This window comes from Mesorhizobium sp. WSM3873 (assembly GCF_001672445.1).
GTDB lineage: Bacteria > Pseudomonadota > Alphaproteobacteria > Rhizobiales > Rhizobiaceae > Mesorhizobium.
Genome location: NZ_LYTM01000014.1, coordinates 87,060 through 108,022, shown reverse-complemented (window position 1 = coordinate 108,022; position 20,963 = coordinate 87,060). Strand labels below are relative to the sequence as shown.

Annotated in this window: 26 protein-coding genes and 1 tRNA gene; 10 read left to right on the top strand and 17 right to left on the bottom strand. The window is 61.6% G+C overall.

What is annotated here, in order from left to right; genetic code table 11:
• Positions 1 to 100 precede the first annotated feature (100 nt).
• The 4 genes from A9K71_RS12715 to A9K71_RS12700 form a co-directional block, all read right to left on the bottom strand.
• Positions 101 to 673 carry a hypothetical protein gene (locus A9K71_RS12715; RefSeq protein WP_245299607.1) on the bottom strand — a complete coding sequence of 191 codons (573 nt, stop codon included), beginning with the start codon at positions 671 to 673 and terminating at the stop codon, positions 101 to 103.
• A gap of 188 nt (positions 674 to 861) precedes the next feature.
• Positions 862 to 1,590: an IS21-like element helper ATPase IstB gene (gene istB, locus A9K71_RS12710; RefSeq protein ID WP_066995568.1), complete on the bottom strand. Its 729-nt coding sequence runs from the start codon at positions 1,588 to 1,590 to the stop codon at positions 862 to 864.
• Positions 1,591 to 1,790: 200 nt separating this feature from the next.
• Entirely contained in the window at positions 1,791 to 3,095 is a 1,305-nt protein-coding gene (locus tag A9K71_RS12705) for a three-Cys-motif partner protein TcmP (protein WP_082980484.1), read from the bottom strand.
• Between the two features lie 30 nt (positions 3,096 to 3,125).
• Positions 3,126 to 3,881: a DUF5131 family protein gene (locus tag A9K71_RS12700; protein WP_066995561.1), complete on the bottom strand. Its 756-nt coding sequence runs from the start codon at positions 3,879 to 3,881 to the stop codon at positions 3,126 to 3,128.
• A 104-nt stretch (positions 3,882 to 3,985) separates the two neighbouring features.
• Between A9K71_RS12700 and A9K71_RS12695 the strand changes: the two genes are divergently transcribed.
• Positions 3,986 to 4,573: a hypothetical protein gene (locus tag A9K71_RS12695; RefSeq protein ID WP_066995559.1), complete on the top strand. Its 588-nt coding sequence runs from the start codon at positions 3,986 to 3,988 to the stop codon at positions 4,571 to 4,573.
• A gap of 160 nt (positions 4,574 to 4,733) precedes the next feature.
• On the opposite strand, the gene A9K71_RS12690 is transcribed toward A9K71_RS12695, so the two are convergent.
• From A9K71_RS12690 to A9K71_RS12680, 3 genes are all read right to left on the bottom strand, one after another.
• Positions 4,734 to 5,363, bottom strand: coding sequence for a hypothetical protein (locus A9K71_RS12690; protein WP_245299606.1), 630 nt, complete (start codon positions 5,361 to 5,363; stop codon positions 4,734 to 4,736).
• A 553-nt stretch (positions 5,364 to 5,916) separates the two neighbouring features.
• Positions 5,917 to 6,807 carry an ImmA/IrrE family metallo-endopeptidase gene (locus A9K71_RS12685; protein WP_197092117.1) on the bottom strand — a complete coding sequence of 297 codons (891 nt, stop codon included), beginning with the start codon at positions 6,805 to 6,807 and terminating at the stop codon, positions 5,917 to 5,919.
• Positions 6,808 to 6,818: 11 nt separating this feature from the next.
• The gene (locus tag A9K71_RS12680; protein ID WP_066995555.1) at positions 6,819 to 7,145 is read right to left on the bottom strand and encodes a helix-turn-helix transcriptional regulator; all 327 of its coding nucleotides are present in this window, start codon (positions 7,143 to 7,145) and stop codon (positions 6,819 to 6,821) included.
• 136 nt (positions 7,146 to 7,281) lie between these two features.
• Here A9K71_RS12680 and A9K71_RS12675 point away from each other — a divergent pair, with 136 nt between their 5' ends.
• The 7 genes from A9K71_RS12675 (at position 7,282) to A9K71_RS12650 (ending at position 10,650) form a co-directional block, all read left to right on the top strand.
• Entirely contained in the window at positions 7,282 to 7,503 is a 222-nt protein-coding gene (locus A9K71_RS12675) for a DUF2188 domain-containing protein (protein ID WP_066995618.1), read from the top strand.
• Positions 7,504 to 7,520: 17 nt separating this feature from the next.
• Complete coding sequence (locus A9K71_RS12670) at positions 7,521 to 7,793, top strand: multiubiquitin domain-containing protein (protein ID WP_082980491.1); 273 nt, start codon at positions 7,521 to 7,523, stop codon at positions 7,791 to 7,793.
• Positions 7,753 to 8,943 (top strand): ThiF family adenylyltransferase, encoded by a 1,191-nt coding sequence (locus A9K71_RS12665; protein ID WP_245299605.1) that lies wholly within the window; start codon positions 7,753 to 7,755, stop codon positions 8,941 to 8,943. Before A9K71_RS12670 ends, A9K71_RS12665 begins: the two co-directional genes overlap by 41 nt.
• Positions 8,940 to 9,341 (top strand): DUF6527 family protein, encoded by a 402-nt coding sequence (locus A9K71_RS12660; protein ID WP_066995548.1) that lies wholly within the window; start codon positions 8,940 to 8,942, stop codon positions 9,339 to 9,341. Before A9K71_RS12665 ends, A9K71_RS12660 begins: the two co-directional genes overlap by 4 nt.
• Positions 9,342 to 9,512: 171 nt before the next feature.
• Positions 9,513 to 9,779: a hypothetical protein gene (locus tag A9K71_RS12655; protein WP_156319991.1), complete on the top strand. Its 267-nt coding sequence runs from the start codon at positions 9,513 to 9,515 to the stop codon at positions 9,777 to 9,779.
• A gap of 74 nt (positions 9,780 to 9,853) precedes the next feature.
• Complete coding sequence (locus tag A9K71_RS31405; RefSeq protein ID WP_156319990.1) at positions 9,854 to 10,021, top strand: hypothetical protein; 168 nt, start codon at positions 9,854 to 9,856, stop codon at positions 10,019 to 10,021.
• Between the two features lie 23 nt (positions 10,022 to 10,044).
• Positions 10,045 to 10,650 (top strand): hypothetical protein, encoded by a 606-nt coding sequence (locus A9K71_RS12650; protein ID WP_156319989.1) that lies wholly within the window; start codon positions 10,045 to 10,047, stop codon positions 10,648 to 10,650.
• Positions 10,651 to 10,679: 29 nt separating this feature from the next.
• On the opposite strand, the gene A9K71_RS12645 is transcribed toward A9K71_RS12650, so the two are convergent.
• A complete protein-coding gene (locus A9K71_RS12645) occupies positions 10,680 to 10,880 on the bottom strand; it encodes a hypothetical protein (protein ID WP_066995541.1) in 201 nt (66 codons plus the stop codon).
• A gap of 429 nt (positions 10,881 to 11,309) precedes the next feature.
• Between A9K71_RS12645 and A9K71_RS12640 the strand changes: the two genes are divergently transcribed.
• Positions 11,310 to 11,897, top strand: coding sequence for a helix-turn-helix domain-containing protein (locus tag A9K71_RS12640; RefSeq protein ID WP_197092116.1), 588 nt, complete (start codon positions 11,310 to 11,312; stop codon positions 11,895 to 11,897).
• Between the two features lie 6 nt (positions 11,898 to 11,903).
• A tRNA-OTHER gene (locus tag A9K71_RS12635) sits at positions 11,904 to 12,011 on the top strand.
• A gap of 6 nt (positions 12,012 to 12,017) precedes the next feature.
• On the opposite strand, the gene A9K71_RS12630 is transcribed toward A9K71_RS12635, so the two are convergent.
• The 9 genes from A9K71_RS12630 to A9K71_RS12590 all read right to left on the bottom strand — a co-directional run bounded on the left by A9K71_RS12630 (position 12,018) and on the right by A9K71_RS12590 (position 20,898).
• Entirely contained in the window at positions 12,018 to 13,289 is a 1,272-nt protein-coding gene (locus tag A9K71_RS12630; RefSeq protein ID WP_156319988.1) for a hypothetical protein, read from the bottom strand.
• An 11-nt stretch (positions 13,290 to 13,300) separates the two neighbouring features.
• Positions 13,301 to 14,008 carry a hypothetical protein gene (locus tag A9K71_RS12625; RefSeq protein ID WP_066995531.1) on the bottom strand — a complete coding sequence of 236 codons (708 nt, stop codon included), beginning with the start codon at positions 14,006 to 14,008 and terminating at the stop codon, positions 13,301 to 13,303.
• 2 nt (positions 14,009 to 14,010) lie between these two features.
• On the bottom strand, positions 14,011 to 14,478 hold the full coding sequence (locus A9K71_RS12620; protein ID WP_343221320.1) for a DUF1403 family protein: 468 nt from the start codon (positions 14,476 to 14,478) through the stop codon (positions 14,011 to 14,013).
• Positions 14,479 to 14,539: 61 nt separating this feature from the next.
• Positions 14,540 to 16,498, bottom strand: coding sequence for a relaxase/mobilization nuclease RlxS (rlxS, locus tag A9K71_RS12615; RefSeq protein ID WP_066995616.1), 1,959 nt, complete (start codon positions 16,496 to 16,498; stop codon positions 14,540 to 14,542).
• 179 nt (positions 16,499 to 16,677) lie between these two features.
• Entirely contained in the window at positions 16,678 to 17,361 is a 684-nt protein-coding gene (locus A9K71_RS12610) for a lytic transglycosylase domain-containing protein (protein ID WP_066995527.1), read from the bottom strand.
• Positions 17,349 to 17,897: a S26 family signal peptidase gene (locus A9K71_RS12605; protein ID WP_066995524.1), complete on the bottom strand. Its 549-nt coding sequence runs from the start codon at positions 17,895 to 17,897 to the stop codon at positions 17,349 to 17,351. Before A9K71_RS12605 ends, A9K71_RS12610 begins: the two co-directional genes overlap by 13 nt.
• Entirely contained in the window at positions 17,894 to 18,154 is a 261-nt protein-coding gene (locus tag A9K71_RS12600; RefSeq protein WP_066995517.1) for a helix-turn-helix domain-containing protein, read from the bottom strand. Before A9K71_RS12600 ends, A9K71_RS12605 begins: the two co-directional genes overlap by 4 nt.
• A 152-nt stretch (positions 18,155 to 18,306) precedes the next feature.
• Complete coding sequence (locus tag A9K71_RS12595) at positions 18,307 to 18,630, bottom strand: DUF736 domain-containing protein (protein WP_066995514.1); 324 nt, start codon at positions 18,628 to 18,630, stop codon at positions 18,307 to 18,309.
• 537 nt (positions 18,631 to 19,167) lie between these two features.
• A complete protein-coding gene (locus A9K71_RS12590) occupies positions 19,168 to 20,898 on the bottom strand; it encodes a ParB/RepB/Spo0J family partition protein (protein ID WP_066995512.1) in 1,731 nt (576 codons plus the stop codon).
• Positions 20,899 to 20,963 lie beyond the last annotated feature (65 nt).

Below are 20,963 nucleotides of genomic sequence, written 5' to 3'. Positions count from 1 at the left end.
GACACGATGCAGACCTAGCAGGTTGCTTTGGGGGCCGTAATTCTGGACGGCACACCAGTATGCCGTTGTGCCGTCCGGAATTATTTGTCGCTGTCCGGAATTAAGCCGGGCTGCGGAGGTCGTCTGCGGCGTCGTTTCGGCGCTCGTGCAGAAGCCTGAGCACATCGCTGCCGCACGACATGCCGTGAAGCGTGGTCTCGATCCGGGGAAGTCGAATGCTGCCGAAGCCGCTGGTACCGGCGGTGCAGTTCTGGAGGAGGTGGCAAAGCGCGCGAAGGGAGGTGTTCTCACCATAGGTGACAATCGCTTCGTAGGCGTCTGCTCCCTCAACGTTGTGTTCGGCGCCGATCCTCACGCAATCCTCACGCGTCGGCTGCCCGATCTCGAAACGCATCCCGATACGGCTTTCGATCTGATCCACAGCGTGGGTATCACGCCTCGTGCCCGCTAACCGATGAGTGTTGCCGGCGAGCAGTAAAGCGAAGCCGCACCGCTCCTGAAGATGCAGCAGCTCCCGCAAAACAGTGGGTGTGAAGTTCTGATATTCGTCCACTAGCAACGGACGCGTCGGGCCGTATCGGGCGCCCAAAAAATTCATGCAATCCTTCGCAAGATCGTATGTGTGCTTGCTGTCCCTTTGGACGCCGTAGGCGTCATGCAGCATCAGGAACATGGGCCTGATAGCCTTGGTATGCTGCGCAACCTCACTGTCAAACGGCTTCCAAAACTGACCCTGGATCGGCGTCCAATTTTGACCCCCCCCGTTTGTAGTGCGCAGCGGTCAGCGTTCGCCCGGGCGGAGCTGGTCAGGGTTGCGCAGCCCGGGCGAACGCGGATTGCGCTTGGCAGCTGATGGGGTGATCAGGCGCGGTTCTTGAAGCGCCAGGACTCGTTTCCGGTCTCGATGATCTCACAATGATGGGTGAGACGGTCGAGGAGCGCTGTCGTCATCTTGGCATCGCCGAAGACGGCGGGCCATTCGCCGAACGCCAGGTTGGTGGTGACGATGATCGAGGTCCGTTCATAGAGCCTGCTGATCAGGTGGAAGAGCAATTGCCCGCCGGCTTGGGCAAAGGGCAGATAGCCGAGCTCATCGAGCACGACGAAGTCGAGCCGGGTGAGGTAGTCGGCGATACGGCCCTGCTTGCCGCCGCGGTGCTCGGTCTCGAGCCGGTTGACGAGATCGACGACGTTGAAGAAGCGGCCACGTGAGCCGTTGCGGATCAGGGCGCGGGCAATGGCGATTGCCAGATGCGACTTGCCCGTGCCGGTGCCGCCGATGAGCATGGCGTTGCGCTGGTCGGCGACGAAGGTTCCGTTGGCAAGGTCCCGGACCAGCACCTCATTGACCGGCGTGCCGTCGAAGTCGAACTCATCGATGTCCTTGGCGATCGGCAGCTTGGCGACGGTGAGCTGGTATTTGATGGAGCGAGCCTGCTTCTCGGCGATCTCGGCCGACAGCAGATCGCCGACGATCCTCGGCGGCTCGTGCTGGCGCTTGATACCTGTCGCCATGACCTCGTCATAGGCTCCTCGCATGCCATAGAGCTTCAGCGTTCCCATCAGATCCAGAACCTGCGTGCGTTCCATCAGCTTGCCCTCCTGAGGCTGTCGTAGCGGGCGCAGTCGGCCTGCGGTTCGTGCTGCAGGCGAAGTGCGTCCGGGGTGAGGATGGTCACGGCCGGCGGCGGCAGAGCGATGCTCGGTACTTGGCACCAAATTATCGGTCGCAACAGTATCCAGCCCAGGTGTCGTCCCATTTGGCCTTGAGCAGTTCCAATGTGGCCTACTCAGCGTTTGGTCTCGGTCGAGTGCCGAATGAAGTGGAAGGAGCTTTGTGGGTGTATGCCGATGAGGTCGCGCCGACCCGGGCGCCTGCCACGTCGACTTTGCCCATCTGCGGTCGCGAGTTTCAATTGCTTTTCATCCACCAGAAGGGAAGCAACGTGGTCAAAGTCGGCCAACCTAGCGGGTGTTTCGTTCGCAGCCTCTCGCAGGAATGTGAGGTATTCGACGCTCTCTGAAGCGTAGCGGTCGCGCAACCGCCTGAGCACTCCGTCTCTGAGGCGCTCACGCATAAGTTCCTGCTCGTAGTCTCCAAACCAGAAATCTGGGGTGCTTGCTGGGTCTAAATGAGGATCAAAGCCCATCATCTCGAAATCGCCGGTTCCGAAATGCAGCGAATTATTCTTGATCAGCCAATGCCCTTCCACCATCACGTTCCGTGCAGTTACATGGTTTGAGAGGTGAATAATCCACAGGTCCTTATTGGCTTCAGCTGACCGAATGAAAAAAGGACTCGAAAAGGTAGCTCCGGTTTCTCGGCGGAGGTGTTGTTGAAGCAGACGCTCTATGACGATCCGTCCGCCCCTTTGGTCCTTCAGCTGCAAATATTCTCGAATCTGACCCTCCGAAAGTCCGAGGGGTGCGACGGCCTTTAGGGTCTGAGGCTTGTCACTCAGGTAGTCAATCAACCAACCGACCGCGAACGTCAGGATCACCTCGCAACCGGAGAAGCTCTCAAGGATGTCTTTGACCAAGGTCAGCGGCGCGTCGGTGTATCCCTTTTGATCCAAAACGAAAACCGAGCGGCCTACGTTGCCCCTAGTCCTCGCTTTGATTGCGGCCTTGATATCGGGAAAGGCCCGTTGGAATGGGGCTCTTGTGAGGTGAATATCATGGCCGAGCCGGGTTAGGTGCCCTGCCTTTGCCAAGTTTTCTCGCAGAGCCTCGATGGCTGTCTGGTCACTGTCAATGAAGTAGAATTGGGCGTCGATGTTTATCGGCTTCGTCCGCCCCTCATTAAGTGCGCTCCGGGCCTTTTCAACCGCGCCAAGCAGCACTAGCGGCGAGCCTTCGACGGTCGTACCCCGATCGCTGTAGGCTCCACCACCGCAGAACCCATCGACAAACGTGACCCGCAGCACATCCATGGCGGGATTGACAGCGACCGTTTCAAAGTAGCGCTTGAGATAAAAATCAATGAGGCGCAGCTTCGCTAGGCTATGCGCGCTTGCGCCCGGCAGCGTCCCATCGGTATTCCAAACGAAACGTGGAATAGATAAAATCCCCAAAAGCCGCCGGAATTGCAGCAATTGAAGAGCCGGAAGTCAAGCCCACCTGGCCTAAAGCTGATATCCTGCTGGCATTTCATCGAAAATCTCGCCGTTAAGCAGCCGGCCAGAAGCCTTTTTGTTCTTGCCGCCCCACTGTTTAAAAAAGAAGGCTGTGCCAGTAGCTCGGCACATCGTTTCAATTTCATCCACCCAGACGACGTTCATCGGACGGGCATGCGGGCCGCTCTCCCCGCCAACAATGGCCCAGTCAATCTTGTCCAAGTTCACCCCATGCACGGACCCGATCAGGGGCTCAAAGGACACGAAACGGATGAATGCAGGTGCGCGCCGCAAATCATCGAGCCTCGATGCCACGCGACGGTCTTCGATGCTGGTGCCCAACCAGACGTTCGGGAGCACCGGCAGATTAGAAGAGCGCAGCATGTCAGCCATCTGTGCCGGCCGCTTTGTGAGTATCTGATAGGTATGATGCGGCGTCTTGGTCATCGTCGCCCAAACTGCAGCGACGAATACAGCTGGAACGCTCGGATGGAAGAGATCCGACATTGAGTTGACAAACACCCGACGCGGCTTTCTCCACTTAAGCGGCGCCGCAAGCGCCTTTTCGTCTAGCGATATCTTGCCAGTCCATTTGCTGCGACCGCCACTTTTCCTAGTCAGTCCCCGATATTTTTCGACGCCCATAGCCTCAAGGCGGGCAGCCATTCGCATCGCATAACAGAATTTGCAGCCGTCCGATTCGATTGAACAGCCTGCGACAGGATTCCATGTTACATCTGTCCACTCGATAGAAGTCTGCGCCATGGGAATAATCTCCTCACACACGTCGCATCTATGCACGCTGGCGATTCAGGCGGCAAGTTGGATATCACTGCTACAGCCGATTTGGTTACGCGGAGATTCCAGCGATGCCGGTGAACATAACAAACTCGCAAAGCAACGAAGTGCATACCAGCGTGCCCTATCCAGCGTTCTTCAGCTCAACACGGAGCAATAGGGGCTTTGTGGACCTGCGCGGCCGACCAGAGTTGGCTGCGAGCATCGCAGAGGCCGAGACTTCAAAGGCCCTGCGAGCATTTTTGGTTCGGATTGCCACCACGCGGACGACCTTGTTTTCAATCGGTTGTGACCTAGGGCACCACGTTGATCCCACGGCACCAAAGGGGCGGCGCCGCGTTGCAGGCGGATATATCCAATTGACGAGTAGCCACTATGATATTGTTAGACCGCAAGATTGGGCTCGTCTTTGCAACGGTGTCTCCGATACACTTCAGCAATCCGCCCACACGGACGAATGGGACGTGCACTTCAAACTTGAGCCGGTTTGGATAGACTTCGACGAAGTAGACCAAGCGACTGGAGCGGTGCACGTCGCCTTTTACGCCAACGCGAAGACCCATCATGACGCCTTGAGATCACGTGAGCGGTTGATAGCGGCGATCGACCGCGGTTTCTCTGACGAAGCAATAGATGCGGGTCTGCGCTCTGATCTTTAATGCGCGCTGACGATCAGGCCGGAGAATAGCAACAACGCGACGCAGTGGTGCTCGCTCTGTCTCACAATTGCGCGCGGCCAAAGCCGCGCTCGACATTGCGCTAACAGCAGAGAAACATGAGCGACTCTGACGACCCATCCCTCAGTCTCGCCGTTACCGTTTAGTCGAGGTCCGTCGCTCCGATGTCGAGTGCCCGTTCGACCAGCGTGTTGTAGAGTTCATGCCTGAAGCCTGGGGTATTCTGATCGCGATGATGCTTGACAGCGCGGTATGGGTTCCAGAGCTGCACGTAATGCAGGTTGCCCGAGACGCCCGGTTTCGTCATCAGGAATTCGAGCTCTTCAAGCCTTCTCACACGCTCTTTCCAGGTGGAAACCGCCCTCTCCCCAGAAAAGCCCGACGCGTATGCCGTCTCGGCCTGCTTGCTCAGCGTGACGAAGCCGTCATCATTGCTGCGGCACCAGAGCTCAAGGTAGACCGTCGACAGCGGTTTCCCTTTGCCGGAGAGGCCGTCCATGATGGCGCCGAGCAGCGGCATCGTCCGCGGAATCGTCGTGAATCCCTTGGCCGATTTGCGGTGCCAGATCAGGGCGGGGTCAAGCTCGCCGAAAACCTGCTTACGCATTTCGGCCTGTTTCTCAAGGATGGTCTTTTTAGAGACAGGTTTTATCGTCATAGCGATCCTCGTTAAGGTAGCGGCCGCGGGGTGGATCCCGCGGCCTGTCACTTCGATCGACCGGTTTTGGACGCCGGCAGCATTCCCGCCGCGGTTTGGACCCGTGGCTGTCAAAAAAGCGACCGGTTTTGGACACCGCCCGCATCGGGTAGCCGCGGGTTTGGACCCCGCGACCTTCACGCTCTTCGATCGGGTTTGGACGCCAATCGGGTGATGACAATAAGTTAGTATAAAAGTATAAAATAATCAATGACTTAAGGTATAGTATAGACGATTTCGAATCGGCATATGTTGGCGATCCGTAAGATATCACCGCGTTATATGATGTCAACTCGCTGACTTTTGTGAATTGCGCTGGTTTGAGATATCCGGGGAAATCAGTGGCTTGGCTCGGCCCGGTAGTGCTCCCGGTTATCCGGTAACCCCATTGTGCTCAACAGTGCTCTCGGTGCTCCCAGAGGGGGTGCGGGGGAACACCCCCGCATTTCACGTCCCATACGGCGCCGATCGACAATCCTGTGCGAGGTCCCGCGCGAGGCCGGCACGACAAGCCCGAGCATCTGCGTCAGCGCGATCTGGCCTCGGGCGGCGGGCGGTGGGCGATCTGTTCGGTGGCCGCTACAAATAGCCGCCCGTGACGGTGTGGTCTCAGCACACCCCAGGCACCTTACCGGTCCGGATGAAGGCGACGTTTCAGCCGCTCGGCCGAGGTCATCTCCGCTTCCTCGTCATCGTCCTCGTCGTCGGCGGATGCCAGGTCGCGTGACAACATGACTAGGGCAAAGCCGTCGCGCTGCAGGAGCACCTGCTCATAGAGCTTCGCCGGCTGTTGACCTCTGCGGATGTCGAGCCACACGCCGGCGTCGGTCTCGTCGATCTCGCTGGCCACACCAAGCTGATGACGACGGCGCCTCAGCAGCGAATAGTCAGGAACTTGGGCTCCGGCTGGCACCGACAGAAAAGGAAACGCCGGGCCGCGGTAATCACGCAGGACCTTGCCGTTGTGCGTCACCAGGATCGCAACGGGCTCCTCGCGGAACCGTACATACACCCGGCCGGCCGCCTCCTTGCTAACATCGTACTTGTCGGCGACGGCCACCAGCTGGCGGAGATCCGGATCGCGCCCTACCGCCACGTCGACCCGGAACTTCGGCGGCGGCATCAGCAGCTGAGAGGCAAAGCGGTTTGCTTCGACCTCCATTTTCTCGCGCCGGTTCGCTTCCCCGTCCTTCAGATTCCGCATGTCCTGCAGCGTGCACAGAAAACGTCCGTCGGCCGACGGCAGATGGGACGGGATTAGGAAATGCCCGAGTTCATGGGCAATGGTGAATCGCCGCCGCTCCGGCCGGCTCCCCTGATTGAAGAGGATCGTCGCATTGAACTTGTCTGGCGTGGTGATCAAACCGCCTTCGTAACCTTTTGTGGTCAGGGGCACGATCTCAAGAATATCCAGCCTCAGGCACAGCTCTTCGATCGGAACCGGGATCGCCAGGTCCGGCTCGAGTTTCAGAATTTCTAGGACGAGGCGTTCGGGACTGGCCGCATCGGCCAGGTCCATCCGAGTGATCTTCATGGTTTGCGGCTGGCCTTCAGCCGCTCCGCGATCATCGCAATGGTCTCGCGATCCTCGGGGTCGAGCTCACTCAAGTTGCGATAGAGGGCCACCAGCTCAGGTTCGTCGGTCCCCGCATCCGGATCTTCGCCGACCAGCTCGGCGATGCCGATCTTGTAATAGTCGGCGAGGCCCTTGAGCAGGATCAGGGAGGGGTTCTTGCTGGCGCCGCGCTCAAGGTCCCAGATATGCGCCTTCGAGGCGCCCACCGCGTCGGCAACCTCCTGCAGGGATTTCCCGCTGCGCATGCGCAGCTGCTTCAGCCTGACCGCCAATTCTACCATTCAGTCTTTCTCCAGAGTTACAGCGGCGCGCCGTCAGATCAGGCAGTACAAGACCATACCGCTGGCATTGACGCAAGCCGGCCCGTCAGATATAGTAGTACGCGTTTGTAGCAAATGAACCTTAATGGAGACTTTCATGGGCAAAAATCAGCATGTTGTGCGTCGTGACGGTCAGTGGGCGGTGCTCGGCGCCCGCAACAACCGCGCGACTTCGCTCCACCCGACCCAGGCTGCGGCGATCGCATCCGCTCGCGGCATCGCGATCAACCAAGGCAGCGAAGTCGTGATCCATCGCCCCAACGGGCAGATCCGCGACTCCAACTCCTACGGCAACGATCCCTACCCTCCCAAGGGCTAACAGAAGGAAATATGGAAATGGCTGAGAACGACGACAAGAAGGGCGGTCACGACAAGACCATCACCATCGTGGTGAACGGCACCGCGCACCAGGTGCCGAAAAAGGACGATCTGACCTATGTCGAGGTGGTGACCTACTTCGACCCGACCTACCCGCAGCATCCGCAGACGATCTACTCCGTGACGTACACCCGCGGCGACAAGCCCAAAGAAGGCACGCTCGCTCCCGGGGGCTCGGTGAAGGCGAAGGATGGAATGGAATTCCATGTTATTCCAACTAGCGAGTCATAATCCCGACATCCAGAAGCTGATCGACCGGGGCTACGCGCTCCGGCTCGACAGCGACCATCTTGTCGTCAGGGATATCCCGTACCTCGATGCCGGCGGCAACCTCTGCTGGGGCGCGATCGTGACCGCTCTCAAGGGCATTGACGGCAAGCGCGTACAACCTTTCGATCACCAGGTGTTTTTCGCCGGTGGCGTGCCCTACGGCCTCGACGGCAACCCGATCCCATCCCTTGCCGGCGGCCCCGCGACAGTTCCGCTCGCCAAAACCGACGTCGTGGTGCAGCGGTCGTTCTCCAACAAGCCGCCTAGCGGCCTCCCGGACTTCTTCACCAAGATCGAGCATTACCTGTCGATCCTGTCCGGCCCTGCCCGTCACCGATACCCGGAAGCCAACCCGTTCACCTTCAACGTCGACAAGGACGCCGGCCCCGACAGCGTCTTCCATTACAGCGACACGTTGACCAGCCGGGCGCTGATCGGCGACCTCGCCGCCAAGTTCGCCAAGGAAGTCGTGGCGATCATCGGCTTGGGGGGCACCGGTGCCTACGTGCTGGATTTTCTGGTCAAGACCAACGTCCTCGAGATCCGGGGATATGACCCCAAGCCCTTCCACGTTCATAACGCCTTCCGGTCACCCGGCCGGCTGCTGGACGAGGAGCTCGGCAAGTCGAAAGCAGAGGTCTATCAGGCGCGGTACGAGAATTTCCGCAAAGGGCTCCGCCTCGAGACCAAAGCCATCGACGGCAGCTCCGAGGCGGACTTCGTTGGCGTCACATTCGTCTTTGTCTGTGTTGACAGCGGCACTGCCCGCGCGGAGATTTTCGATCTTCTCATCCGCCTTGGCATTCCGTTCCTCGATGTCGGGATGGGCCTCGTCCGCCAGAACGGACCGCTCGCCGGCATGATCCGCACCACGGTGTTGAAACCTACGAATGCAGCCGAGATCTGTGCGAAAGGGTTGGTGCCCCTCACAGACCCGCCAGGCGATGAATACCGGGCTAATATCCAGATCGCCGAATTGAACGCCCTGAACGCCAGCTTCGCCATGCTCTGCTACAAGCAGCACTGTGGATTTTACGCTCAGTCGCTGCCGGCCTATCATCTGTTAATGAACACTGCCCTGCCCCGCCTGTTTGTGGAGCCGGACGCGTGAGTACCTTGCGGCTCGAGGCGGTCCACTACATCCCTGCAGCGCTCGAGCCGGGCGTCCTCTATGTATCCGACCAGTACAAGATCGCGATGCATCTCTGCGCCTGTGGATGTGGCAGCAGGGTTCCGGTCTCGCTCGGCCCTGCCGGGTGGACGGTCACGGTGCGGAACGGCAAGCCGACCGTCCGGCCGTCCATCGGCAGCGGGCAGTTGCCCTGCAACTCCCATTACTACATCACCGACGGCCGGGTGGATTGGCTGCGCCCAATGACGGCCTCCCAGACCGTGGCCGCCCTCCAGTTCGACCACCGCCGCCGTGAGGACCATTATCGTGGACAGCAACGCGGCTTCTTCGCAAGCCTATGGCACCGGATCCGCCGCTTGCTGGGATACGGCAACTGACGCAGCAGGAATACCCCCACCCTATGGCCATCCCTCGACGACCAATGCTTAAGGGATGGCTCTCCGTCGCGCCGCAAACGCCCAGGAGACATTCGCAAGTGAATTGCGGTGTTTGACTGTCGACAACCGCCGTCCTTTCTGCTTTTCTTCCATCGGCTTGGGGCATTTCATATGTTCAAATCAGTTTTGGCGGCATCTGTTGCCGTCATGTGCAATGTTTCGCCGTCGCTGGCCTGGCAGGCCAACACGGAAGGCCCCGACGTTTTTGGTATCACTAAAGTCATCGCAACCGAAGGCAGCCTCAGAGACTCTCTGGTTGTTCAATGCGACAGTAAAGACACGCTGTTCGTCGCGTATATCATGCGCAAGAAGGAATTCGACGAGGTGCCCGAAGGTCCGGCGACCTGTTCCTTCAGGGCAGTGGTGCGGCGCCCCTGAAGCTCGAGGCGTCGGTCCGCGCCTGGAACGACAACTACGCTGGCATCGTGGCCGTCGGGAGGGTGCCGGAGGTGATGGCCGCCATCCAGGAGATCAAGACCTCCAAGGGCAAGGTCAACGTCGGCTACGACATCGCCGGCAACCGGGATTCGGCGTCATTCAGCTCCCGGGGCTCCACCTCGGCGATGCAGCGGGTCATCGACGGCTGCAAGCTCTCCGCGATTCCGCTGCCGCCGGCGTGAGGGCGAGCATGATGAGGGCTCGGTTGCCGGCTCTGGTGGTCGCCCTGATGTCGCTCACCGCGTGCGGATCGGTCACCCTTCCGGCAGCCGTGAAGCTTTCGGACGGCACATCGATGGTGGGAACGACCACTGCCGCGGTCTCCGGCGGCACGTTCAAAGTCGCCACCGCCGATGGGGCCCTCACCTGCAGCGGCACCTATGACGCCCTCGACACCACGCCCATCATTTCCGTGCCGGTAACCTGTTCCAACGGCAAACTCGGCAGCGCGGTCGTGACTCGCGCCGCTGACGGCATGAGCGGATCCGGCTACATCGAAACCTCGGACGGCCGAACTGGCCTGGTGGCGTTCGGCAACAACGCCGATAGGGTTCTGGGAAACCTGTCACCAGCCACGGTCGGCGCCGGCGCAGCTACGCCCGTAATTGCTTCAGCAGCGCCGCAAGGCCCAAGTGCGGTGCCGTCGGGTACTTACACGCCGTCGACCGGGGGAAGCCCGACCGGATGCGTATCGCCTAACCAATATGGCGCCATCAGCTGCATCACCGGGCTGCCTAAAACCAACTACGTCCGTGGCTATTTCCGCAAGAACGGGACCTATGTCCGTCCCTATTACCGAAGCCACCGCTAGAGGCCCAACGCTCCCCGTGGCCAGTTTGGCTACTTTTTCTTCAGAAGCTTGCTCAACGACGAGACGCCTTCCCGCTTGAGCAGTGTCGACAGCTTGGCATCGCCCCGGATCCCGGGGGCGAAGTCCTCGCCGTAGGTCTGACGCAGCGTCTCGACCTTGGTATTTCCATGTTTTTCGCTGATTCTTCCGTCCTGGTCGCGGTGGCGGCCGTCAAGTCCCGGTTCACGCATGTGGCATACTCCATCTAGTAGATGAATGAAATAAAAGCACACAATATAGTGCCACAAACCTGCCCGAAAACGCAATATTGCCGCCCGCCGGCGCTCTGACTGTGGTCGCACTTGACGCAGCGGCCCTGCAAGATTCTTGCCTTAAGAGGCGTCTGGTCAAACGGCTGCGGCCTAAATCTGGTTCCCGTAGCACTTTTTCCAAATCGCAGCATCAGCAATTGACGCGTTGCGGCCGGCACCAGCAATCTGCGCGATATAAAGGTCGGATGGCTCAAGCTTGTCTGACCGGGCGAACCTTGGGACAGGGGCGCTCCTGTATCGCTTGCATATAGTACGCTTTGGCTAATCATCAGTTCGTATTATCAAGTCCTCTTCTTTGGGCGAAATCGGCATCACCGGCCCCCGATCTTGGATTCACGGGCCGGGCGCATGCTGGATCGTGCGCCCCCCGAACATGGGTTCACCCTTGGTCCCCTTGCCCGAGCGAGAGGTCGCGCTGATAGTGTGCATTGTCAAAACCTCGAGGAGCCATCCATGGCCCAGCCCGTAGCCGCCAAAGCCGACGCAGAAAAACTGCGCACCAACGAGAAGAAATGGACCAGGGCGCTGATGGCCACCGGCTGGAGCGCGTTCCCGAACATCATCATCGAGAAGCAGCAGGCCCTGGGCCTGGACGCCCTCGACATGAACATCATCATCCACCTGGTGCAGTACTGGTGGCTGCCGGAAAATGTTCCACACCCGTCCGTGGAAACCATCGCGAAGGCGATCGGCGTCACGACGCGCACCATCCAGAAGCGTATCGCCGCCTTGGAGGCCCACGGCCTCCTTGAGCGGGAAGAGCGGCGCCACACGCCCAATGGCAGCATGACCAACAAATATCATTTTGACGGCCTGATCGCGGCCGCCAAGCCTTACGCCCTCGACAAAGCCGCCGAAATCAGAAAGGCCGCCCAGGAAAGATCGGAACGGCTGCGGCGCAAAAAGCCGAAACTGGTCGTGGACAATCAGGCGTAGGTACCTCGTGGCGTAGCTCAGCGGAAGAGCGCCTCGCTGTCGACCTGGGTAGTGCGTGACACCGCTATCCTAGGGGCGAGGAGGTGGCAGGTTCAAGTCCTGCCGTCACGCCCATCCTGCTCAGCCAGCGACTGGCAGGGTGGCGAGGTTACCAGCAAAAGTGCGCCGCTGCAGGCGGCGGTCCTGATACTTACCCCGGTAGCCGAGCAAGGCCAGCAGCTGGACTTCCAGCAGCCACTGGGAGGCGTCCCATGCATCGTAGATGTCGAGATCATAGGTGAACGGTGTCGAATGGGTGACGCCGTTGCGAAAGTCGGTCAGCAGCGAAAATCCATCCCGGGCCTGCTGACCCTTCTTGGGTTCCAGCCGCTTTTGCAAACGCGCAGATTGGTCGGCCGGATCGCCCTCGATCTTGAGCAAACGGGTGCAGGCCCGGATCTGCTCGGCAAGGCTGATGTTCCTCAGCATCGACGTCGTCCAGCCGCCCGCCGTTCCCAAAACGTGACCTGCCACTGTTTCCAGCGCGGCTGCAGACATGATCATCGCGGTTTCCACCGCGTCGGCGCAGGACAGGTTCGCGATCTTGTAATAGGTCAACGCCCGGCCGAGGTCCCGGCTGGCCCCTGACGACTCGAACGCGGTCGTATAGCCTGCGAAGAGAGCCGGCAGTTTGTCAGCGATCTCCCAATGATACCAGTTTTTCACCCCCTCCAGCCGATCGGCCTTGGTGAATCCCAGACAGCGAAAGCCGGCCCGGGCGCCGTTGCGGACTTCACCGTAACCGACTCTGGTTCCCTTGATGAACCCGAGAAACCCGCAGACATGATCCAAAAAGACATAAAGTTTACCGGCTTTGAGAGCTCGGCCGTCGAGTGTCCGCAACTCAACACGGTGGGAGGTCGTGGGCGTCAGCGGCAAACGTAAGCCTCCGCCTATGATGGACTGGAAGTGCGCAAACGGCCGAATGCTAGCGGCCATGTTGTCGAACTGAAGGTCGAGCGCGCCGAGTTTCGGATGGATCGAGGGGCCGCCCAAGATGACGGCGTCTGCAATCGCCTTGGATTTGCCGCCCAATTCCAAGGGAACAACGCGCGACACGGCCGTGAAGTCTTCGCGCCCGGCAACGTGATACCGATGGGACACTATGGCGAACTCGGCCACCGTGCCGCCTTCGAAGGTCACGATGAGCTCTTGATCGATCTTGCCGAGCCCGGGCTTGAGGCTCCCTGTCCATTGCAATTGAAGGTCTAGATGCTCATCGAGCCGAAGCGTCGGGTTCCGGACGTCACAGGGTTTGCCGCCCAAGGTGATGGACACGACCGTATCGGCCAGCGCGACCGGCCCGTGGGGCTTGCCTTCGTAGTCAGAAGCATGCGGTTCGTTTGAGCTCAAATCCCCCTCCCCTACGGCGTCACCCCCGGCTCAGGCTGCGTGTCATCGCTGTCGAACTCGCTGGCTTCCATCCGTCGTCTCATCGCGGCATCCTTGAAAACAAGCCCGATGAACATCGTCCGCTCATAGAACCGTAACAGCCAGGCCGTCTCGACCCCATGAACGTCGTCGATTGGGCCAAAGCGGTAATCGAGAACGTCAGGCTCCGCGTGGGCGGCCTGGAGGCCCATCATGACCTCTTCAGGGACGTCGACCGTCAGGACGTCCACAAACACCTGATCTTCTGCCACTGCCGTCCTTAAACCATGATGGTGGCTCAATCCCCTGATGATTTTGCGCAGCGTCCGCAGGACCCTGGGATCACGACCAGGATAGACCTTGTAGCGATCGGCGCCCTCGTGTTTGACGGGTTGCATCAAGGCGAACACATCGAAAGCCCGCCTGCGCCCGTCGACCTGATCGAAGCTGCGTCGAATCGGTCCATCCCAGAGTTCCCGGACTGCTGGGTTCGCGTCACCGGCGATCGCGACGACATTCCGAAAATGTGCGTCATCGTCCGCGGTCCCGTTGTTGCAAGTCCCGCAGGTCGCGATCACAATACGCTGGAAGCGGCTGTCGCCCTTCGAATTCAGATAGAGCCCGCGCGGAACTACGTGCTCCCTGGTGACCAGCCGCAGTTCTCCGCAAAGGGCACAGTGAGCCGGGCGTCTCTTACCCATCGTCAGATCCCTGCAACAGATCCAGTCAGTCTTGCCCTGGCTGGCGGTCGACGCGGTAGCTGTTGGCGGCCGCAACTGCAAGCTCCCTCTAGATTTGGTTGTCTCCAGCGCCGATCCGCGCTGACCGCCGGCGGCTGCAGCGCCAGCTGGCGCCAGGCGCCAAAAATGGCGCCGGCGGGACCGGGATCGGCGCCGGCCGGGCAAAGCTGCCAGGCATCGCGCAGGGCGGCTTCATCCTCGGCGCGGCCGGCCAGCCGCATGCTGGCGGCGGCGCATTTCAGCGCCATCCGCTGGCGCCAGGCGCCGACCCAGCCGGCTTGCGCGCGGGCAAGCGTGTCAAGCGCGCCCAAGGCGGCGCCGGCCAGAAAGGCGGCGTCACAGTCGCTCGGCGTGCTGGCGCTTGCGAGCGCCCAGGCCGGCACGGTGGGCAGCGACGCAGACGCTGCGGTCGCGGGATCGAGGCGAATCATGCTTTGGAGGTTAAAGTGACGGTGCGCTTTTGGCGATGCAGCGGGCAGCTCGTGCAATAGGTCACGAAACACTCGGGCCGCTCCGTTTCAGCCCGATGGTCCAAGAAATCGCCTCCCCACCCACGACTCCGGAGACCTCCTTTCCAATGTGGCGATCCAGCACCGGCCGCCACGGCAGGAGAGTGAACTCACGCGATTTCTCAATGACTGCATATTTCCCGCTGGCGAGTTCGATCGACCGGACCATCTTGCCCTCCAGTCGATCTCCAGGCTTTGCTTCGAAATAGGAGAGTCCGAGCTCGCTCGAAAGCTGACGGGCAATCCGATTCAGCTCGCGCTGGCGCAAGATCGAAATCATATCTGCGCGATAGGCGATCCGGCCCTGCTCTTCGTGCGCGAGTCCTTGAGCAACGAGCCACTGCTGCCGTCGGGTTTGCGCGTCCCGCACCTCGCGGCCAAAGCCGGAGTCGCGCAAGGCTGCCGGTTCATTGGAAACCAATTCTCGGTCCAGCCAGGTGGCGCCGTCGAAATCGACCAGCTTTACCATCGGTACTGAAGAGAGCTTCTCGACAACGACAGGCTCCGTCATCGCCCGCTGGCGCTCGTAGTCGGTGATCCGATCGAGATGATCCGGTGCGATTGTCCAGGTGCCATCCGGCTGGCGCACCAAGCCGCCGCCGGCTCGCCGGATCGCTTCCAGCCGACGGACATGCATCTCCGCAAAGCGTTCGGTCGCGGAAGGGTCCTGCCTCAGATGAATATCGACATTGTAGCGCCCGCCATTCGCTGCAGCGATTCTGGCAATGGTCCGGTCAACTTGCCTGGGCTCCGTGTTCCGCGGCGCGACCCGCACTATGCTGCCCTCCGGCGTAGGCTCCGTTGCCTCGCCTCTCCCGATATCGATGTAATGGCTCTTGCCGTCCAAGCCATCGACGACAACGTAGTGGCGGTCATTGATTTCGTCTGCCAGCCCACGCGCGACAACGCGGCCGACCACGGGCTCGAACGCATCGTAGACCACACAATCGGCGGCACTGCGCGCGAGTCCCTTGCTCGCCAACGCGCGATGCATGGTCTTGATGATATCGCCGCGCTCCCCCAACCGACGCAGCGTTGCTTCGAGCTCGTTATCCAGGCGCCAGCGGTCGGAGCCGACCTCCGCAGCCAGACCCATCCGCTCGAGCTTCCGCAGCCTGCCCTGATGCAGGGTCTGGCGAAATGCGTCGCGGCCATTCGGCGCGACAAGCCCATCGTCGTCGCGCATTCGTTGCAGTTGCCGGTCGATGCTTGTGAAGCGTTCCTGCTCCATCTCCTGCCGAAGGCGCTGCTCGATCTCGCGATCGGTGCGGGGACCGAGGTCAAGACTAACCAGCTCAGCCGCCCGCTCTCGCAAACCAGAGGAGATGTAGTCGCGCGCGATAACGAGATTCTCGCCGCGATCATCCTTGCCGCGAACGATGATGTGCGTATGCGGATGGCCGGTGTTGAAATGATCGACGGCAACCCAGTCGAGCTTTGTGCCCAGGTCCTCTTGCATCTGTGCCATGAGCCGGCGGGTGAGAGGCTTGAGATCCTCGTACTCGATGCCGTCTTCGGGTGCGACGATGAAGCGGAACTGGTGCCTGTCACCGCCGGCACGATCGATGAACGCCTTGCCATCGACGCGGTCACTGTCGGCACCGTAGAGCTCGCCGGGCTCACCTTGCCGAGTGACGCCATCGCGCTGGAGATAGCGCAGGTGCGCACGCGCTGCGTCGACACCCTTGCCGGCGAGCTTGACGAGGCGCGCCTTAACGACGACACGCCGCGACCGAAAGGCCGCATGGCGATCGCGCGATCTGAGGACCGCGGCAGCCGCGCCGCCGCGCCCCATGCGGCTTCCGGTGAAGCGGCCACCACGCGTGGCCTTGCCGCCGGCGCGGTTGATCGCGGCGCGGAGCTGACCGGCATAGCGTTTGCCTGCTTTCGATCCGCGCGACCCGATCTTGCCGAGCTTCGGCCTGAATTCATCGTCCTGCATGCCGGCCTCCGGGTAATCCAAAGCCAGATCAACCGTTTAGGCGCTGCAGCCTCCTGGCGCCGCCAGCTGCCTCCTGGAAAAACGATGTGCAGACAGACACTTGGACGCCTCCGGGAGGCGGTGCCTTTATCTTGCCTTACGCGCCCTGCCCTTGTCGCGCGCGCACCGCCTCCAAACTCCTAGCCATCCGGCTCCTTCGGCCGCATGTCATCCTTGCGAAGCGGCACGAGCAGATCGCGGTTTTGCGCGCCGGCGCGAACACCGTCGTGGAGGAAGAACAGCGAGCGCCCCGAGGGTGCGTTTCGCCTCGCCGGAGCGACAGATTTGCCCTTGAATTGTATCATGTCGGTGGCCGAAACCCCGGCCGCCCTGAGCTGATCGAGGTAATCGACGGTCTCTTTCGGCAATGGCTTGCCGTGCATCAAATGCCCTTCGTAGCGCTCGGGGCCTGCGTTGTAGGCGGCGAACAGGCCGGGGAATCCGAAGCGGTCATACATGGCTCGGAGATAGGCGGTGCCGGCGAGAATATTGTCGCGCGGATCGTGCGGATTTGGGCCGAGACCATGGGCCACGCGCATCTCCGCATAGGTGGCGGGCATCACCTGCATGAGACCAATGGCGCCGGCGCCAGAGGTGATGGGGCGGCCGTCGCGCATGGTGTTGCCGCCGCTTTCGGCATCCATGACGGCGTAGATCCAGGCCTGCGGAACACGAAAACGCCGGCTCGCTTCCGCTACGAACTGCTGCCAGTTTCGAAGCTGCGGATTTTGGGAGATGGCGACCGGCTCGGCGCCGGTCGAGGTGGAACAGGCGCATGGCGCGGTGGCGATCATGCCCAACATCAGGAGGGTCACTCGGTCCATAGCGGCACGAGCCTCCCGATGACATTGGCGGCCGGCACCGGCCCGAAATAGCGGCTGTCGAAGGAGCGACTGGTCTCGCTGCCGAGCAGGAACACCTCGGACTTCGTCAGTGCCCGGCAGCCATCCCACCATGGCAAGGGCCGGCCTTGCGCGTCGATCTTGAGCCGGCGCGCGACGATGTCGCCGCCTATGATGATGGCGTCATGGAAGGCGCAGACATGCTCGGTCGGGACCGCTGCAAGGCGTTTGACCAGCGCCACATTGCGAGGCAGATAGCCGCGTTGGGCCGCCAGATACGCCACGTAATCAGGCGGGCGGACGAGCACCAGATCGCCCAGCGCCGGCGTCCCTGGAGCGATGCGATAAAGCCCGATCGGCGCGCTGGCCGAGGCGTTCCAGACCAGCCATGGCGTTGGTTTTGCGAGTACCGTGAAGGCCAAAAGGCTCAGGCCAATCGTGGCAATGGCGATCGTCTTGCGGGCGCGAACGCGGCGCAGGCCGGAGCCGATCATGCGCAGAAATGGACGCCGGCTCATGAGCGGCCTCCATCGTCGGCCGGCGTGGAACCGGCTTCGGGAGCGCCGTAGTGCGGATGGCCTTTCGACCATTCGTCGAGCTCGTCGATGTGATAGCGGACATAGCGGCCGTGCTTGCGGAATTTCGGGCCGCCGCCCTTGAGCCGCATCTTTTCGAGCGTGCGCTGGGAGAGGCCGATATAGAAGGCTGCTTGCGCGGTATTGAGAAACGGGCTGCCCTTCTTTGCGCGGGCGGCGCGTTCGTTTTCGTCGTCCATGATTGTCCTCGTGTCGCTTAAGGAGAAGCGACGGAGAGGATGGGCGAGCGAGGTCGCTGCGGGGACGGGCGAAGAGTCGGGGGCGAGTTTTCGCCGCTCTTGTCAGATGAGCCCCGCGCCGGTCGCGACGCGGGGCCCGGAGTTCCGCCGTTTTAATCGGCGGGGTTCCAGATGATGGCGTAGGTGTCGTCATCGTCCTGGCCGGCGGCGCGGCCGAGATTGGCGTAGAGCTTGCGCGGACCGAATTCCGGGGCGGCGATCGACAGGCTCACATAGTCCTTGCCGGAAGCCTCGCCGATGCGGATCCAGCCGGCGCCGACTTCGACGCCTTGCGTCAGCACCCGGAAGTCTGGATGATTGTCGGCGCTCTTGGCCTGGTTGGGCACGATGTCGATGTCGGCGCGGACGCTGAGCGTCTTGAGCTGGCCCTTGTAGCCGCCGTTTTCCTGCTTGGTGACGTATCCGATCGCGGTCATGTTAGTCTCCTGTTTTGCTGTCGCCGGGGACCATTCCCCTGCGATGGCGGACCGTGATGGGCGCGTCCGGCCCGCCCGAACCCGAAGGGCCGCAGCGGCAGCGGAGGACCCGAGCGGGCGGCTTTTTTGGAGCGAAGCGGGCGCGAGGAGCCGCCGCAGGCGGCGGGGAAAAAAGCTGCTGGCCGAGGGTTTCGGGCGGGCCGGAACCGCCCATAGGTCGACAAGCCAACCGCAGGGAAATGGTCCTGAAAGACGCTTGGGAGACTGATCGCGCGATCGGCTGACACGATCTCCAAGCAACATGGCGGGTACCGGGCTCGGCACGGGTTCAGACACCGCAGCCAGCGACGACGTGCGTAGCCGCGTGGCGCCTCGGCGAACGATCCGGCGTGGGCACAGGGCTGGCGAAGGGCATCGTTTTGCGTCGGACCACCGCGTGCAGTGCGCGCTTCAAAAATCGCGAAAGTGCAACCGGTTCTGCCCGAGAGGTGCCCCAAGCGGCGGCATTCGAAATGCCGCCGCTTGAGGCTTGGCCGGTCACTCCGACACGAACAGGTGCCGGACCTTGGCCCACTGATCGGCGGTGCGGAAGCCGCCGCGCGCTGTGTAGCTTTCGGCGGGGAATTTCATCCAGCGCGGCAGCCAGCTTTCCACCTTCTCGCGGCCGTTCTCGCCGGCAAGGAAGTCGCGGATGATCTTCTTTTGCGTCTTGACCTTCTCCGAAACATTGCCATCGGCGACAGGCTTGCCGCCGATGTCGGCGAGCATGGCATTGGCGACTTCCTTGTCGCGCAGAAGCTCGAAAAACGCCTCGTCCGCCTGCCAGAAAGCAGCCATGTCGACGTTCAGATTATGCCCAAGCGACTCAATGACGGCGCTGCCGGCCTCGAGCGTCTCGGCCATGACAAGGCTGAGAACGCGCAAGACATCGTCATCGGAGAGCGCCAGCAAGCGGGCAAAGACGCTGGCGAAAGCAAAGGCGTCGCCGTGGCCGCCGGTGAGCGAGCCATCGTCGTCCGCTTGCCCAATCAGCGCCAAAATTTCGCGCCGCTTCTCGGCGAAGGCGGCTTCGGCCTTGCAGGCGGCGAGGCTGGCGGCGACCGTCTCGTTCGCCGCGCGCTGCGGCTCGCGGCGCACCTGCCACAGGCTTGAGCCGGCAATCGCATGCGCCACCATGAGGCGCATGGCGATGGCGGGATGATCGAGCAAGGCGGTGCGCACGGCACCGTGGCGGTGCAGATCGACATAATTCTGCATCGGGCCAGTGAGTTCAGGCCGCGACGGCTTGACGACCTGTTCGTCGTGCTCGCCGCCCTCGTCATCGGCGCGGGCGCGGCGCGCTTCCTTGCGCGACAGCCAGCCCTCGTGACACTCGACCTCGCCGCGATGGGAGACGGTGATGACGACCTTGCCGCCCTTCTTCTTTGGCGTTTTCTCGTGATCCCATGAGTGGAAATACTGCCCGGGTTCGAGCACGGTCACTTCGCTCCATCCGGCCTCGATATAGGCGTCGCGCTTGGTCGCGATCGCCTCGTTCTGCTTGAGCCAGAACAGGTCGGCATCGGCAAAATAGCTGTCCTCGCCGAACAGGTCGGAGACGATGAGGCCGGGATAGTCCTCGATGGCGAACAGCGCCACCTTGGTGGAAATCGACTGGCCGCCGAACAGCCATTGTTTCAGCTGGTAGCCACGCGGCGCGTATTGCTCGGGGTCGGCATAAAGCGCCAGCCAGTCCTTCTGCTGCGCTTTCGAAGCCATGGTGAGATAGCGCGCCGTCTCGGCGTCGATTTCCTCGCGGCGGTAGGCTTCGCGGATTTTGGGCAGAAGCTCGCCGAGCGCCAGACTGCGTTTCACCTGAAGCTCGGTGATGCCGAAGGTGGCGGCGATGTCGGCAAGGGTGCGGCCTTCCCGGATCAGCCGGGAGAAGGTTTCCCATTGCGAGACTTCGTCGGGGTCGAGGCGCGCGATGTTTTCGATGAGCGAGGCCTCGAGCGCATCGGCGTCGTCGCCCTCCTCCATGATGGCGCAGGGCAAGGCGTCGCTCTCGCCGCGCTCCTCGGCGAGCGACTTGGCGGCGAAATAGCGTCGCCGTCCGGCGACGATCTCGAAGCTTTCCGGCGTCCCGTTGGGCCGCACCAGAAGCGGCACGAGAACGCCGCGCGCGCGAACGGAAGGCAGGATATCGGAGATATCCGGCGCGCGTTTGCCGTGGCGCATGTTGAGGGCGGAAATGTTGAGCCTATCAAGCGGAATATGAGCAAGCTGCATGATTTGTGTCCTTCGGTTTGGTTGAGGTTCTCCCGCCGCAAAGGCCACAGGGCCGGCGCGGCGGG

Excerpts from the sequence above, each read along its gene's own strand:
- A9K71_RS12715 (WP_245299607.1), bottom strand. The coding sequence starts at position 673 with ATGTTCCTGATGCTGCATGACGCCTACGGCGTCCAAAGGGACAGCAAG.
- istB (WP_066995568.1), bottom strand. The coding sequence starts at position 1,590 with ATGGAACGCACGCAGGTTCTGGATCTGATGGGAACGCTGAAGCTCTAT.
- A9K71_RS12700 (WP_066995561.1), bottom strand. The coding sequence starts at position 3,881 with ATGGCGCAGACTTCTATCGAGTGGACAGATGTAACATGGAATCCTGTC.
- A9K71_RS12695 (WP_066995559.1), top strand. The coding sequence starts at position 3,986 with ATGCCGGTGAACATAACAAACTCGCAAAGCAACGAAGTGCATACCAGC.
- A9K71_RS12685 (WP_197092117.1), bottom strand. The coding sequence starts at position 6,807 with ATGGACCTGGCCGATGCGGCCAGTCCCGAACGCCTCGTCCTAGAAATT.
- A9K71_RS12680 (WP_066995555.1), bottom strand. The coding sequence starts at position 7,145 with ATGGTAGAATTGGCGGTCAGGCTGAAGCAGCTGCGCATGCGCAGCGGG.
- A9K71_RS12675 (WP_066995618.1), top strand. The coding sequence starts at position 7,282 with ATGGGCAAAAATCAGCATGTTGTGCGTCGTGACGGTCAGTGGGCGGTG.
- A9K71_RS12670 (WP_082980491.1), top strand. The coding sequence starts at position 7,521 with ATGGCTGAGAACGACGACAAGAAGGGCGGTCACGACAAGACCATCACC.
- A9K71_RS12665 (WP_245299605.1), top strand. The coding sequence starts at position 7,753 with ATGGAATGGAATTCCATGTTATTCCAACTAGCGAGTCATAATCCCGAC.
- A9K71_RS12655 (WP_156319991.1), top strand. The coding sequence starts at position 9,513 with ATGTTCAAATCAGTTTTGGCGGCATCTGTTGCCGTCATGTGCAATGTT.
- A9K71_RS31405 (WP_156319990.1), top strand. The coding sequence starts at position 9,854 with ATGGCCGCCATCCAGGAGATCAAGACCTCCAAGGGCAAGGTCAACGTC.
- A9K71_RS12645 (WP_066995541.1), bottom strand. The coding sequence starts at position 10,880 with ATGCGTGAACCGGGACTTGACGGCCGCCACCGCGACCAGGACGGAAGA.
- A9K71_RS12640 (WP_197092116.1), top strand. The coding sequence starts at position 11,310 with ATGCTGGATCGTGCGCCCCCCGAACATGGGTTCACCCTTGGTCCCCTT.
- A9K71_RS12625 (WP_066995531.1), bottom strand. The coding sequence starts at position 14,008 with ATGGGTAAGAGACGCCCGGCTCACTGTGCCCTTTGCGGAGAACTGCGG.
- A9K71_RS12620 (WP_343221320.1), bottom strand. The coding sequence starts at position 14,478 with ATGATTCGCCTCGATCCCGCGACCGCAGCGTCTGCGTCGCTGCCCACC.
- rlxS (WP_066995616.1), bottom strand. The coding sequence starts at position 16,498 with ATGCAGGACGATGAATTCAGGCCGAAGCTCGGCAAGATCGGGTCGCGC.
- A9K71_RS12610 (WP_066995527.1), bottom strand. The coding sequence starts at position 17,361 with ATGGACCGAGTGACCCTCCTGATGTTGGGCATGATCGCCACCGCGCCA.
- A9K71_RS12605 (WP_066995524.1), bottom strand. The coding sequence starts at position 17,897 with ATGAGCCGGCGTCCATTTCTGCGCATGATCGGCTCCGGCCTGCGCCGC.
- A9K71_RS12600 (WP_066995517.1), bottom strand. The coding sequence starts at position 18,154 with ATGGACGACGAAAACGAACGCGCCGCCCGCGCAAAGAAGGGCAGCCCG.
- A9K71_RS12595 (WP_066995514.1), bottom strand. The coding sequence starts at position 18,630 with ATGACCGCGATCGGATACGTCACCAAGCAGGAAAACGGCGGCTACAAG.
- A9K71_RS12590 (WP_066995512.1), bottom strand. The coding sequence starts at position 20,898 with ATGCAGCTTGCTCATATTCCGCTTGATAGGCTCAACATTTCCGCCCTC.